Origin of the sequence: Commensalibacter papalotli (ex Botero et al. 2024), from assembly GCF_947179115.1 — a bacterium.
Lineage (GTDB): Bacteria > Pseudomonadota > Alphaproteobacteria > Acetobacterales > Acetobacteraceae > Commensalibacter > Commensalibacter papalotli.
The window spans coordinates 84,148-97,764 of the sequence record NZ_CAMXCI010000002.1; the positions used below are offsets into that span (position 1 = coordinate 84,148).

The window sequence follows — 13,617 nt, forward strand, 5'->3', positions numbered from 1 at the left end:
TCTGCAAGTTTGTTATGAAAAATAAGAGCTTGTTTTTATCATAAATGTTAACAACAAAAGTACATAAATTATTATGACACAACAAGAACATGAAAAAAATGAAACAGAGGCTAGCAATGGCTCTGTACAAGAAGATGTGTCCTCTGGACATGAAAGCATTTTTAATCAAACCTCCACAGAAACAAAAAACGCTGCCGAGGATGTTGCTGTTGAAATAGATCCAGTTGAAAAACTGCAAACTGAATTACAAGAAGCCAAAGACAGCTGGTTGCGTTCAGAAGCAGAAAACCAAAATCTCCGCAACCGCCATAAAAAAGAGCTCGAAGATACACGTTTATACGCAGTGCAGAAATTCGCTCGTGACGTTGTTGAGGCAGCTGAAAATCTACGCCGTGGCATCGATAGCCTTCCTCCAAAATCGGAAGACGAGGATCCAATTCTTACCAAAATGCGTGAAGGTTTTGAAAGCACAGAACGTTCATTTCTTCAAGTCCTAGAAAAAAATGGTATTAAATATGAAGATCCAACTGGGGCTGCATTCGATGCCAACAAACATCAAGCTATGGCAGAACAACCTTCTGATGAGCATCCCGCGGGAACTGTTATACAAAGCTGGACGCCTACATGGACATTAAATAACCGTCTATTAAAACCCGCAATGGTTATTGTATCCAAAGCAGGCGAGAAAAAAGAATAAAAACTGATATTAACTTTGATTAAGTTGCTGACTTAATGAAAGTTTTATGTATAATATAGTATTAGATAATTTTTCCTTGAATCAAAACTCAAGGATACATATTTATAGTTTATATCACTCCTGTGGCTTAGCCAAAATTGGGAGATCATAGTAGTGATAATATTTTAAAAAAAAGGACTTTTGCAAGACGCTTCGGGTCTTATAAAAGTTGCTAAAAGGAGCTTATTAATGAGTAAAGTTATTGGTATCGATTTAGGTACAACAAACTCTTGTATTTCAATCCGTGAAGGGAATGAAACAAAAGTTATCGAAAACAGCGAAGGCGCACGTACAACCCCATCAATGGTTGCTTTCACTGAAGGTGACGAAATGTTGGTTGGTCAATCTGCAAAAAGACAAGCTGTAACCAATCCTACAAACACTTTATATGCTGTAAAAAGATTAATTGGTCGTCGTTATGACGATAAACTAGTAGAACGCGATAAAAAACTCGTTGCTTATGACATTGTCAAAGGCGACAATGGCGACGCATGGGTTGAAGCACGCGGCAAAAAATATGCACCATCACAAATCTCTGCATTCATTCTTGGAAAAATGAAAGAAACAGCAGAATCTTATCTTGGTGAAAAAGTTACACAAGCTGTTATTACCGTTCCTGCTTACTTTAACGATGCACAACGTCAAGCAACCAAAGATGCTGGCAGAATCGCAGGACTAGAAGTTCTTCGTATTATTAACGAACCAACAGCTGCTGCATTGGCTTATGGGTTAGAAAAGAAAAACAGTGGCACCATTGCAGTGTATGACTTGGGTGGTGGTACTTTTGATATTTCTGTTTTGGAAATCTCTGACGGTGTGATCGAAGTTAAATCAACCAACGGTGACACATTCCTTGGGGGTGAAGATTTCGATTCTCGTATTATTGAATTCCTTGCAGATGAATTCAAAAAAGAACAAGGAATTGATCTTCGTGGCGACAAACTCGCACTTCAACGTTTAAAAGAAGCTGCTGAAAAAGCTAAAATTGAACTATCTTCATCTAAAGAAACCGAAATCAACCTTCCATTTATCACTGCTGATGCTTCTGGACCAAAACATTTGGTACTTAAACTAAGCCGTGCAAAATTAGAAAGCTTGGTTGAAGATTTAATCAAAAGAACACTTGATCCTTGTAAAGCTGCATTGAAAGATGCTGCATTATCTGCTGGTGGTATTGACGAAGTAATCTTGGTGGGTGGTATGACCCGTATGCCTAAGGTTATTGAAACCGTTAAAGAATTCTTTGGTAAAGAACCTGCACGTAACGTAAACCCTGATGAAGTTGTTGCTATTGGAGCTGCTATTCAAGGTGCGGTATTAAAAGGTGATGTTAAAGACGTTCTTTTATTAGACGTTACCCCACTATCTTTGGGTATTGAAACTTTGGGTGGTGTATTTACCCGTTTAATCGACAGAAATACAACGATTCCAACAAAGAAAAGCCAAACTTTCTCTACTGCTGAAGACAACCAAAGCGCTGTTACCATTCGCGTATGTCAAGGCGAACGTGAAATGGCCGCCGACAATAAATTGCTAGGTAACTTCGACTTAACAGGTATTGCCCCTGCACCTCGTGGCGTTCCTCAGATTGAAGTAACATTTGATATTGATGCGAACGGTATTGTTTCTGTATCTGCAAAAGACAAAGCAACAGGTAAAGAACAACAAATTAAAATCCAAGCTTCTGGTGGTTTATCAGATGCGGATATTGAAACCATGGTTAAAGATGCAGAAGCAAATGCTGATGCAGACAAAGCCAAAAAAGAAATGGTTGAAACCCGCAATCAAGCAGATTCATTGGTTGCTCAAGTAGAGAAAAATCTACAAGAACATGGTGATAAACTTGATGACGCAACAAAAACAGAAATTGAAACTGCTGTTGCTGATGTTAAAGGCAAAAAAGAAACCAATGATGTCGCTGAACTTAAAGCAGCAACAGAAAAGCTTTCTCAACTATTAATGAAAATTGGTGAAACAATTTACAAAGCAACTGGCGGTGCTGATGCTGCGGGTTCAGCAGGCAACCAAGAAAATTCTGAAAAACCTGAAGAAAATGTTGTTGATGCAGACTTTGAAGATGTCAGCAATAACGATAAAAAGTCTACCTGATCATTTCGCAGGTATCTAAATAAATAAGATATATAGCTATATATATATCTTAAATTAATTTGAGGCCCGCGCTTCTTTCCGAAGGCGGGCTAATTTATTATACACCAAAATAAGTTGTTTTGAGAGTATCAATGTCTAAACGTGATTATTATGAAGTGCTGAAAATCAGCCGCACTGCGACCCAAGTAGAAATAAAACAGGCCTATCGTAAAAAGGCAATGAAATATCATCCCGATCGTAACCAAGGGGATCCAGAAGCAGAAGCTAAGTTTAAAGAGATTAACGAAGCCTATGACATTTTAAAAGACGAGCAAAAAAAGGCTGCCTATGACCAATATGGTCATGATGCTTTCCAAAATGGTGGACCTGGTGCTGGTGGTTTTGGCGCGGGTGGTTTTGGTGATATCTTTGATATGTTTGGCGACATGATGGGGATGCGCCGTGGTGGTCAAGGACAAAGACGCACTGGGGCAGATATTCAAGTTCAAACAGAAATTCAACTGACTGAAGCTTTTTCAGGTATAAAGAAAACAGTTAAATATCAAAGCAAGAAATCTTGTTCAAGCTGTGATGGATCGGGTTCAGAAGATAAAAATCAAGGTAGTAAAACATGTCCGACATGTCATGGTGCTGGGAAAATCAGGTCTCAACAAGGTTTCTTCCTTGTGGAACGCCCATGTCATACCTGTCATGGATCAGGTCAAGTCATCAGCAACCCTTGTAAAAAGTGTCAAGGTACTGGCTTGGAAAGTCAAGAAAAAGAGCTTGAAATTGATATTCCAGCAGGAATTGAAGATGGAACCCGAATCCGCATCGCTGGTGAAGGTGAAGCCGGCAGCAATGGCACCCCACCTGGTGATTTATACGTTCATGTGAGTGTATTACCGCATGAAATATTTCAACGTGATGGTGGAACAATTTTCTGTCGTATTCCTGTAAGAATGACCCAAGCAGCATTGGGGGCAGAAATTGAAGTTCCCATTATTGACGGCGGCAGAACCAAAGTTAAAATTCCAACAGGAACACAATCTGGCAAACAATTTCGCCTCCGTGGCAAAGGGTTCTCTGTATTAAGATCTTCTTCTCGTGGTGATATGTATATTGAGGTCAAAGTTGAAACGCCTCAAAACCTTACGAAACGTCAAAAAGAACTTCTTGAAGAATTTGAAAATGAATCTCAAGACGGACACGATCACGGCAGCCCAGAAACATCGGGATTCTTTAGCAAGGTTAGAGATTTCTTTGAGGGTAAATCTTAATTCTATTTCTTAATATGAAAGTTTTAAAATGACATCATCTCCTTTACGAATTGGTATTGCTGGTATTACTGGGCGTGTTGGGCGTTTATTAGTAGAAGAAGTCCAACAACAAGAAAACGCAATTTTATCAGGTGGGACATCTTTATCCAAAGATATCAAAAATGCATCTGATACCATTCCAGTCTTTGATACTATTGATGCGCTGATCCAAGTGAGTGATGTCATTATTGACTTTACCAATGCAGCGATTACTGCAACTCATGCCAAAGCCTTTAAAAACAGCGATGTTGCATGGGTTTTGGGAACAACTGGAATTGATGAAGAAACTCAACGATTAATTCGTGAAGCCGCAAGCACAATACCTGTGATACAAGCCGCGAATTTTTCACCAGGTGTAACATTAATGATGCGCCTTGCAGGTGAATTGGCAAAGGCATTACCTGCCAATCAATATGATGCCGAAATTATTGAAACCCATCATCGTCAAAAAGTGGATGCCCCTTCTGGTACAGCTTTGGCTATTGGGGAATCTATTGCCAAAGCAAGAAATGTGCAACTTAAAGATGTAAAAGAATCTGGGCGTGACGGTGTGACTGGCGCCCGTAAAGAAGGTGCCATCGGATTTGCAGCCCTTCGTGGTGGACAAATTGTGGGGGAACATAGTGCTCTTTTCTTGTCTGATGTCGAAGAAATTAGCCTGACTCATAAAGCATTTGATCGTCGTATTTTTGCCAAAGGGGCTGTTCGTTCTGCTTTTTGGAGTGCAGGAAAACCAGCAAATTTATATGGTATGACCCATGTTTTGGGACTTGATCCTGTGCAATAAACAAAGTTTTTTTTACTTTTGCTCTTGACGTAGAGGTCACAAAAGGGTCTGTTAACAAATTCGTTTTTTTACATTTAATTAGATGGGATAGCAGAAAAATTATGCGAAACAATAGCGATTTTCTGTTCGCTTCTGAATCAGTATCTGAAGGACATCCAGACAAAGTTGCTGATCGTATCAGTGATGCCGTATTGGATACATATCTTGCAGCCGATCCAGAAGCTCGCGTAGCTTGTGAAACTCTTGTCACCACAAACCAAATTATTTTGGCTGGTGAAGTTCGTGGCCCAGAAAGCATTACCAAAGAATTGCTTATTGAAAAGGCTCGTGAAACCGTAAAAGAAATCGGTTACGATCAAGAGGGCTTTTCATGGAGAAATGCTAGTGCCTTAAACCTTCTTCATGCACAGTCTGCTCATATTGCTATGGGTGTGGACAGTGGTGAAGGTAAAGATGAAGGTGCTGGTGACCAAGGGATCATGTTTGGGTATGCTACCACAGAAACAGACAGCTTAATGCCTGCACCAATTTACTATGCTCATAAGATTTTACAAAATCTAAATGATCTTCGTAAATCCAGTGATCCAAAAGGAAAAGGTTTCCTTCCTGACGCAAAAAGCCAAGTTACTTTACAATATGTAAATGGTAAACCTGTTAAGGCGACTTCTATTGTGTTGTCAACTCAACATGAAGAAGCCATGAAACAAAGTGATATTCGTGATACATTACGCGAATTAATCACAAATACGCTTCCAGAAGGTTGGATGTGTCCTGAAAATGAATTCTATGTCAATCCAACAGGCCTATTTATTATTGGTGGCCCTGATGGCGATTGTGGGTTAACAGGACGTAAAATTATCGTTGATACTTATGGTGGGGCTGCACCACATGGTGGTGGGGCATTCTCTGGTAAAGATCCAACCAAAGTTGATCGTTCTGCAGCTTATGCTTGTCGTTATTTAGCAAAGAATATCGTTGCAGCAGGACTTGCAGATAGCTGTACGTTACAAATTTCTTATGCTATTGGTGTTTCTCATCCTTTATCTGTTTATGTTGATTTACATAATAGTGGTAAAGATATTAACGAAGAGAAATTGGAAAAAGTTCTTCGTGAAGTGATGGATTTATCTCCACGAGGAATCCGTAAACATTTACGTTTAAATCGCCCAATTTACAGAGAAACTGCAGCTTATGGTCATTTTGGTCGCACGCCTGATCTCAAGAAAGATAATTTTACTTGGGAACAGACTGACCTTGTTGACACTTTACGTAATGCGTTCAATCGTTAATTTGTAAAGACTGGTTGTTATGAATACTACAAAGAAAAGCTCCTCTGAGAAGGAGCTTCTCTTTTCATTAGAAAATGAAAAGCCCGCAACTGAACGTTTATATGGTCGCCGCCGTGGTCATCCACTTCGTGATCGTCAACAACGTTTATATGATGATTATCTACCCAGAATAAAATTTCCACAATCTGCTTTGAAAAATCCGAAAGATGCCTTTGGTCAAATACCCGAAGAAGTCTGGATGGAAGTTGGCTTTGGTGGTGGGGAACACAGTATTGCCCGACACCGTGCAAATCCTGATGTTGGTTATATTGCCTGTGAAGTTTTTGAAAATGGAGTTTGTTCGCTTTTATCGAACCTATTAGATGAAACTGACGATGAAAAAACAGCACCCATTCCAGATATGCTACGGCTTTGGAATGAAGATGCACGTATTTTAATTCGTGAATTTCCAGATCAATCTATTGATAAACTCTTTTTAATGTTTCCAGATCCTTGGCCAAAAGCTCGTCATTCTAAACGACGTTTTGTGCATCCTGATCGTATTCCTTTGTTACATCGGATTTTACGTCCTGGTGCGCATTGGCATGTTGCCAGTGATGATCCTACTTACCAAGAATGGGTATTGGAGGTCATGGGAAATCAGTCTTATTTCGAAAAAGTTTTAGAAACGTCTGAACGCCCATCTAATTGGCCATCTACGCGATACGAACAAAAAGCATATCAAGCAGGTAGACAGCCTATTTTTTGGATATTTAAAAAAGTCTAATTATTTATACTATGATCTAACTCGGCAGACTCACGCTCAGCTTCTTTCTGAGCGTGTTCAATTAATCTCTTTTCATTTTTATGAATAAACCAGATAAATGAGAGTAAAATAACACCCCCAATAACCCCTAATATAATTCCGATAGTTCCTTCAAGCTGTAAAATTTGTTTACCAAGGAAATAGGAAATATAGCTATATCCGCCAGCCCATGCTATGCCACCCAAGGCATTATAGAACATAAATCCCCTCCAAGGCATTTTATTAGCACCAGCTAATAGCGCTGTAAATAAACGCAACAGCACCATAAAACGTCCAATAAAAACAACTTTACCGCCATGATGCTTAAATAAATATTGACCAAGTAATAAACGCTCTGGGGTTAATTTAAATTTAGGGCCATATTTTTTTAAAAGACGATATCCAATCTTATGCCCAATTAAATATCCAAAATTATCCCCCATAATCGCGCCAATAATTGCAGAAAGTGCAATTAAATTAATATTTAAACCACTTTGATGAGAGGCTGCATAAATAGAAGCAGCAATCAATAATGTCTCGGCAGGAAGCAACAGCCCCATACTTTCCAACATAATCACCAAACCAACAAGCAAATATCCGTAATAACTATAATCACGGATAAAATCCATAAATTGTTCTACCAGTGTTCTATACCCATCAATATATTATAGAGTTATTTAAAATAGCTTTACCTCATTATTTGTCTTTATGAAACCAAAAACTACATATCTACGACATACAAAAGGTTCTATTAAAATTCTTTTACCTCATCAAACCATTCCTTCACTTGATCCTCTAAAATATCCAAATGACACTCTTTTACCAATTGGTAGACAGCATTCCTCGTATCTTCTCGTTCAGTTGTTTCAATATATGGTAATGTATTTATAAATTGAATGAATTCAAAAAATAACATCTTTTACTTCGTTGTTGGCGTTAGCTGCTTCCCTAGCAGCTAATTTATAAGCTCTAGATGCTTTTTTTCATTTTCCACAGACCAACCCGAAAATAAACATCAGTCTCTGTCATAAACCATAATTTACTTTTTAATTTACTGACCGAGAAATAAATATCATCTGTATCAGGTAACTCCTTACAAATTATTTTTATGATATAGTATTATTTCAATAGTAACAGATAATTTAAAGATACTTGTAAAGGTTGTATTGATGACTGATTTGAAAACACCAAGCTTATGCGGCAGCTGGATATCTTCCTTTACCCCTCAAATTGTTAACGGAAAAAATATTATATTTTCAGAACTAACCAGGGATCATCATGATATTTACTGGCTCGAACGTCGCCCAGCAGAGCAAGGTCGAACCGTGTTGGTTAAATGGAATAAGCAAGAGGGGATTAAAGATATCACACTTTCTCCATTTTCAGTGGGTAGCCAAGTGCATGAATATGGTGGAGGGGCATATCATGTTCATAATCACCAAATTGTTTTTAGCGATCAAAAGACAGGATCTGTTTGGTTTATTGATAACAAGCAAGAGCCTGTTCTTATTTTTCAAAATGATCAATATCGCTTTGCCGATTTTCAAATCAAAGGCCAGTATATTCTATGTGTGGCTGAACGTCATCAACAAAAGCAGGTCAAAAATAGTCTTGTTGCTTTGTCTATATCTACACCTCAGCAAATAACAATAATAACAGAAGGTGCAGATTTTTACAGCTTCCCTCGTCTTTCCCCAGACCAACAACATCTAGCATGGATTGAATGGGATCATCCCCATATGCCTTGGGAAGCAACCCGTTTATGTATCGCACATATCAATCAAGCATCTCACCTAGAAAATAAAAAAATCGTTGCTGGTATTGATCAAGAAGAATCTTTAATCCAACCCGGTTGGACATCTGATAATCAGTTAATTGTTTGTAGTGATCGCAATAATTATTGGAATTTATACCAAGTTGACAGAATTAATCTTCAATTAACCCCTATTGCCCCTATGGAGGCTGAAATTGGCTTACCTGCATGGGTGTTTGGACAACAAAGCTGGTATTTCATCCAAAATAATCATTTTATTGCACAAAAAATTACCAATGGCTGTGCTGAAACAATTCTTATCAACAACAATAAAATTACCCCTATTGATTTAGATTATCCCAATACTTGCCCTGTTCCTTTGCAAGATCAAAACAGTTTTGCTTGGATTAATAACTCACCTTATCGGCCCGCACAAATCATGATGCAAGATTCAGCTGGCAAGCAGCATATATTAGCTCAGGCAACCTCTATTAAATTCGACCAAAAAGATATCTCTTATGGTCAGCCTATTTGTTTTTCCACGCAAGACCGTCAAAAAGCCCATGCCTTCTTTTATCCTCCGACCAATAAAGACTATTGCTCTATCCAAGGAGAACTCCCTCCTTTACTCGTACTAGCTCATGGTGGACCAACAGGACAGACAACCAATGCTTTTTCACCACGCATTCAATTTTGGACCAGTCGAGGATTTAGCGTTATTGATGTAAATTATCGAGGCTCTACAGGGTTTGGTAAAGAATATCGTAATGCTTTACAAAAAAATTGGGGCATTCTTGATGTGCAAGATTGTATTGATGCATGCCAATATCTGATTGACCAAGGCAAAGTCGACCCCAAACGAATTGTAATCAGGGGCAGCAGTGCGGGTGGTTTTACCGTTTTAACTGCTTTAATTCAATCCCAACTATTTGCTGCTGGTTCTTGTCTTTATGGTGTAGGCGATTTAACCGCCATGGCCGAGGATACGCATAAATTCGAAGCACGATATCTTGATGGATTAATTGGAAAGTATCCTGAAGAAAAACATATTTATAAAGAACGCTCTCCCCTCAATCATATCCACAACATCAAATCTCCCTCAATTATTTTTCAGGGGTTAAAAGATAAAGTTGTTCCTCCATCTCAAGCCGAAGCAATTATCAACGCATTAAAAGAAAATCATATCCCTTATGCCTATTATACATTTCCAGAAGAAGGACATGGTTTTCGACAAGAGGAAACTTTAACAAAAGTATTAGAAATGGAACTTTCCTTTTTTGGTAAAATCCTTGGGTTTATCCCTGCTGATTTAAACGAAGAAGTTAGTATTTATCGAAAGAGTTAATAAAATAAAAGCACTCTAGACATCACTGAACTTCTCATTAAATTACAAGGATATTTAATTACCAACATTATTGCTTTGGATAAGTGTATATTAACAAATGGTGTCATTTTGGGTTATGTTAATCCTTGACCTATAACGCATCAAATTTGACAAGTTACAGCAATGATCTCAGCAATAACTCATTAATATTGAACTTAATTGCACAGATCCATAGCAACACCGTCAAATAAAAGAGGAAAGTGATATTCCAGAACATATTCAACCTAACTCGAATAATATTATGAATAGAAAATATATCCCATGGCATGATGCAGTCATCAAGAAAATTCAACCTCATATTTGCCATAAAAATAGTTAAATATTTGTAAAATAAACCTTATGAGTATTATTGTCATACTCTTATGTAAAAGATTAAAAATATGAACCGTCGTGATTTTTTAAAACTAACATCTCTCTTAGGTATGGCTGGAACAGGGCTTTTCCCCTATCATCCTGCATTGGCAACACAAGATAGAACAATTTTGCCTATTCCACCGCTATTACATCCTGACGCACAGGGTAATATAAACCTTACTTTACAAGAGGGCAGCAGCCAATTTATCAATGGTAAACGGACAAAAACATGGGGAATCAATCAAGCTTTTCTGGGTCCTGCATTGATATTAGATGTTAATCAAAAAATCTCTGTCACAATTAATAACCAACTACCCGATCCAACTACCCTTCATTGGCATGGATTAATTATTCCCGGATCTTCTGACGGTGGCCCCCAAGATTTAATTCCATCCAAACAAAGCCAAACCGTTCACTTTATCCTTCAACAACCAGCATCGACTTGTTGGGTACACCCACATCTTCATGGACAAACTGGCAAGCAAGTTACGATGGGCTTGGCAGGATTAGTCTTAATACAAGATGAACAAAGCAAAAAACTGCCTTTACCTACAAATTGGGGCAAAGATGATATCCCTGTTATCTTACAAGACCGACAATTTAATACTCAAGGACAATTTGAATACAAGCTGGATATTATGAGTGCTGCTTTGGGATGGTTTGGTAATCATATGCTTACCAACGGCGCATCCTATCCCCGACACATTGCACCCAAAGGATGGTTACGCCTGAGATTCTTAAATGGGTGTAATGCACGAACGTTAAATCTTGCTACTAGTGATGGCAGACCTTTTTATGTAATCGCCAGCGATGGCGGTTTTTTACCACAACCTGTCCAATTAGATCATCTTCCCCTTTGGATGGGAGAGCGTTTTGAAGTGTTAGTCAATACTTCAGATGGCAAAGCATTTGATATTATCACAACACCTACGAACCAAATGGGAATGACACTTGCTCCATTCAATCAAGCTGTTCCTGTTTTAACTATACAGCCTTCTTCGGAAAGTCATCATACAAAACTTCCAGATCATTTAATGAATATATCTGTAATTCCAGAGTTGAGCCATATTCCCGAACGCAAACTACATCTCATGATGAACCCCAAACTCGATATATTGGGCATGCAGGCTTTCTCAAATCGTTATGGCCAACACTCCATGCATCACATGGATATGGCACATGATATGCATTCTGTATCCCAACATTCAGATCAACCATTTAATTTCCACGCTGGAAATATGATTAATGGCGTTCCCTATCATATGAATCAACCTCTTTTTAATGTAAAGCAAGGACAATATGAAAGATGGGTTATATCAGGAAAAGGGGATATGATGGTTCATCCTTTCCATATTCATGGCACTCAGTTCCGTATTTTATCAGAAAATGATGCCCCCCCTGCGCCACACAGAGCTGGGTGGAAAGATGTTGTTCACGTCGAAGGAAAGACTAGTGAGGTCTTAGTTAAATTTGATCATTTAGCTGATCAAAAAAGAGCCTATATGGCACATTGTCACTTGCTGGAGCATGAAGATACAGGCATGATGTGCGGTTTTACAGTGAGTGCCTAGCTTATTTAGATAAAGAATGATCTCTTCGGTATAAAGCCCATTCTTCTATTAGTTCACCACTGGGCAATTTACAATTTGCATATTGCCCCTGTGGATTATTCATCAATATTGATTTTCCATGTAATTCTACACAATAAACAGATGCTGGGTTTGGCATACCAATCACCTTATTATTTTCTGAATGGTGACATCCGCTTATTGCTAGAAAAAGAAAGATTGGATATATAACTCTAAAATTCATAATGACTAACTTTTACTTATAATACTATATATAGCATAATTTTGAACTAAATATTGGGCAAAAACACTTAAAAATCGAAATGACACACATTTTTCTCAAATTGTCAGAAATCTTGTTTGTCATAGAGACAGAATAACTAATGCTATACATAATGGCTCATTATATTATGACCCTATGTATGAAATAATCTTTATAAAGTAACTTAGCTAATTCAAATCAAAATAAAGACTAGCACAGTCTTTGTTCTAATTGTGTTAATCTAGCTTATATTTTCGATTTTCATGACGGCCATATAAATAATAATGCTTAGCAGGATCAACACCAGCTGCCTTAACATCTGGATACATATTTAGATAAAATTCACGATCGAAATCCTTTAAAATCTCCCATTCTGGTATTGTAATTTTATGCCCAAAATCTTTAAACTCAGATAAAAATTCATGTCGTTGTTGTTCGTTAAACCAGGGTTGGCGATATAAAGATTCTTGATTAAGGCCATATAATAAATGCTCATTCTTCTTAGCCTCATCTGGACTACCATTTGAAGGAAGCAGACTTAATTCCAAACCACTATTCATTACCGCATATAATATTGAATTATCTTCTCGGATAAGACCTCCAAATCCAGCTTTAATAAAACGATTAGTATATTCTGTATGTTCGTGACCATAACGACCAAAACGGCTATCCATATAGCCTATCAAAGGGAAGCTCTCTTTACTAATTCCAATAGCAGGCCCCTGTAACGCAGGGCATAATCCTGGGCTTTGAGCTATACATTGACCAAATGACACCTGAGGTTTTACAAAATCAGAAACATAATTAATATGCCCATGAAGTAATGTTCCTTGACACCACTCGACGTCCCATCCGTACATACATGGTAAAATATCATCGTCAAGTAATAAAAAAGCATCTGAAGATGTATAATTAGCTAAATAATACAAACCTCTATTTTTATTCCAAGCAACTCCTTTATTTACACCTGAAATATACGGAATATTTTCCTTTTCCAAGAGATCAAGCGTATTATCAGACGATCCATCATCACAAACAATTATTTCATACTCATTCAAAGAAAATTTGCGAATAAGGCGAATTTGTTTAATTATATGCTCGGCTCTATTAAACGTAGTAATAGCAATTCCAAGTTTCATTTTTACACTTCAAAATTGATTTTTGATTAAAGTCAAATTATATCATAAAAAAATATTATATCTCTAATATTTTCATTAAGTAAATATTAATAATTAATTATTTTTTTTAGAATAAATAATCATTCTTATCCCTTTTTTTTTTAAAAAAAATTAT

11 protein-coding genes are annotated in these 13,617 nt (G+C 37.6%); 8 read left to right on the top strand and 3 right to left on the bottom strand.

From position 1 onward, the window contains the following. The first annotated feature begins 73 nt into the window (after positions 1-73). The 6 genes from grpE (at position 74) to trmB (ending at position 6,985) form a co-directional block, all read left to right on the top strand. A complete protein-coding gene (grpE, locus tag QMN76_RS05660) occupies positions 74-697 on the top strand; it encodes a nucleotide exchange factor GrpE (protein WP_034339815.1) in 624 nt (207 codons plus the stop codon). Between the two features lie 228 nt (positions 698-925). Further along, a complete protein-coding gene (dnaK, locus tag QMN76_RS05665) occupies positions 926-2,845 on the top strand; it encodes a molecular chaperone DnaK (RefSeq protein WP_282024200.1) in 1,920 nt (639 codons plus the stop codon). 131 nt (positions 2,846-2,976) lie between these two features. Continuing rightward, positions 2,977-4,104, top strand: coding sequence for a molecular chaperone DnaJ (gene dnaJ / locus QMN76_RS05670; RefSeq protein ID WP_034339810.1), 1,128 nt, complete (start codon positions 2,977-2,979; stop codon positions 4,102-4,104). Between the two features lie 28 nt (positions 4,105-4,132). After that, on the top strand, positions 4,133-4,930 hold the full coding sequence (gene dapB / locus QMN76_RS05675) for a 4-hydroxy-tetrahydrodipicolinate reductase (RefSeq protein WP_034339807.1): 798 nt from the start codon (positions 4,133-4,135) through the stop codon (positions 4,928-4,930). 101 nt (positions 4,931-5,031) lie between these two features. Then, a complete protein-coding gene (gene metK, locus QMN76_RS05680; protein WP_282024197.1) occupies positions 5,032-6,219 on the top strand; it encodes a methionine adenosyltransferase in 1,188 nt (395 codons plus the stop codon). Between the two features lie 19 nt (positions 6,220-6,238). Beyond that, a complete protein-coding gene (gene trmB / locus QMN76_RS05685) occupies positions 6,239-6,985 on the top strand; it encodes a tRNA (guanine(46)-N(7))-methyltransferase TrmB (protein ID WP_034339802.1) in 747 nt (248 codons plus the stop codon). Here trmB and QMN76_RS05690 read toward each other — a convergent pair. Then, a complete protein-coding gene (locus QMN76_RS05690; RefSeq protein WP_084051572.1) occupies positions 6,982-7,632 on the bottom strand; it encodes a DedA family protein in 651 nt (216 codons plus the stop codon). The genes trmB and QMN76_RS05690 overlap by 4 nt on opposite strands. 540 nt (positions 7,633-8,172) lie before the next feature. Between QMN76_RS05690 and QMN76_RS05695 the strand changes: the two genes are divergently transcribed. Next, positions 8,173-10,101: an alpha/beta hydrolase family protein gene (locus QMN76_RS05695; protein ID WP_282024193.1), complete on the top strand. Its 1,929-nt coding sequence runs from the start codon at positions 8,173-8,175 to the stop codon at positions 10,099-10,101. A gap of 419 nt (positions 10,102-10,520) precedes the next feature. After that, positions 10,521-12,065 carry a multicopper oxidase CueO gene (cueO, locus tag QMN76_RS05700; RefSeq protein ID WP_034339797.1) on the top strand — a complete coding sequence of 515 codons (1,545 nt, stop codon included), beginning with the start codon at positions 10,521-10,523 and terminating at the stop codon, positions 12,063-12,065. 1 nt (position 12,066) lies between these two features. On the opposite strand, the gene QMN76_RS05705 is transcribed toward cueO, so the two are convergent. Further along, complete coding sequence (locus QMN76_RS05705; RefSeq protein WP_282024191.1) at positions 12,067-12,222, bottom strand: putative hemolysin; 156 nt, start codon at positions 12,220-12,222, stop codon at positions 12,067-12,069. Positions 12,223-12,560: 338 nt separating this feature from the next. Next, complete coding sequence (locus tag QMN76_RS05710) at positions 12,561-13,463, bottom strand: glycosyltransferase family 2 protein (protein ID WP_282024190.1); 903 nt, start codon at positions 13,461-13,463, stop codon at positions 12,561-12,563. Positions 13,464-13,617 lie beyond the last annotated feature (154 nt).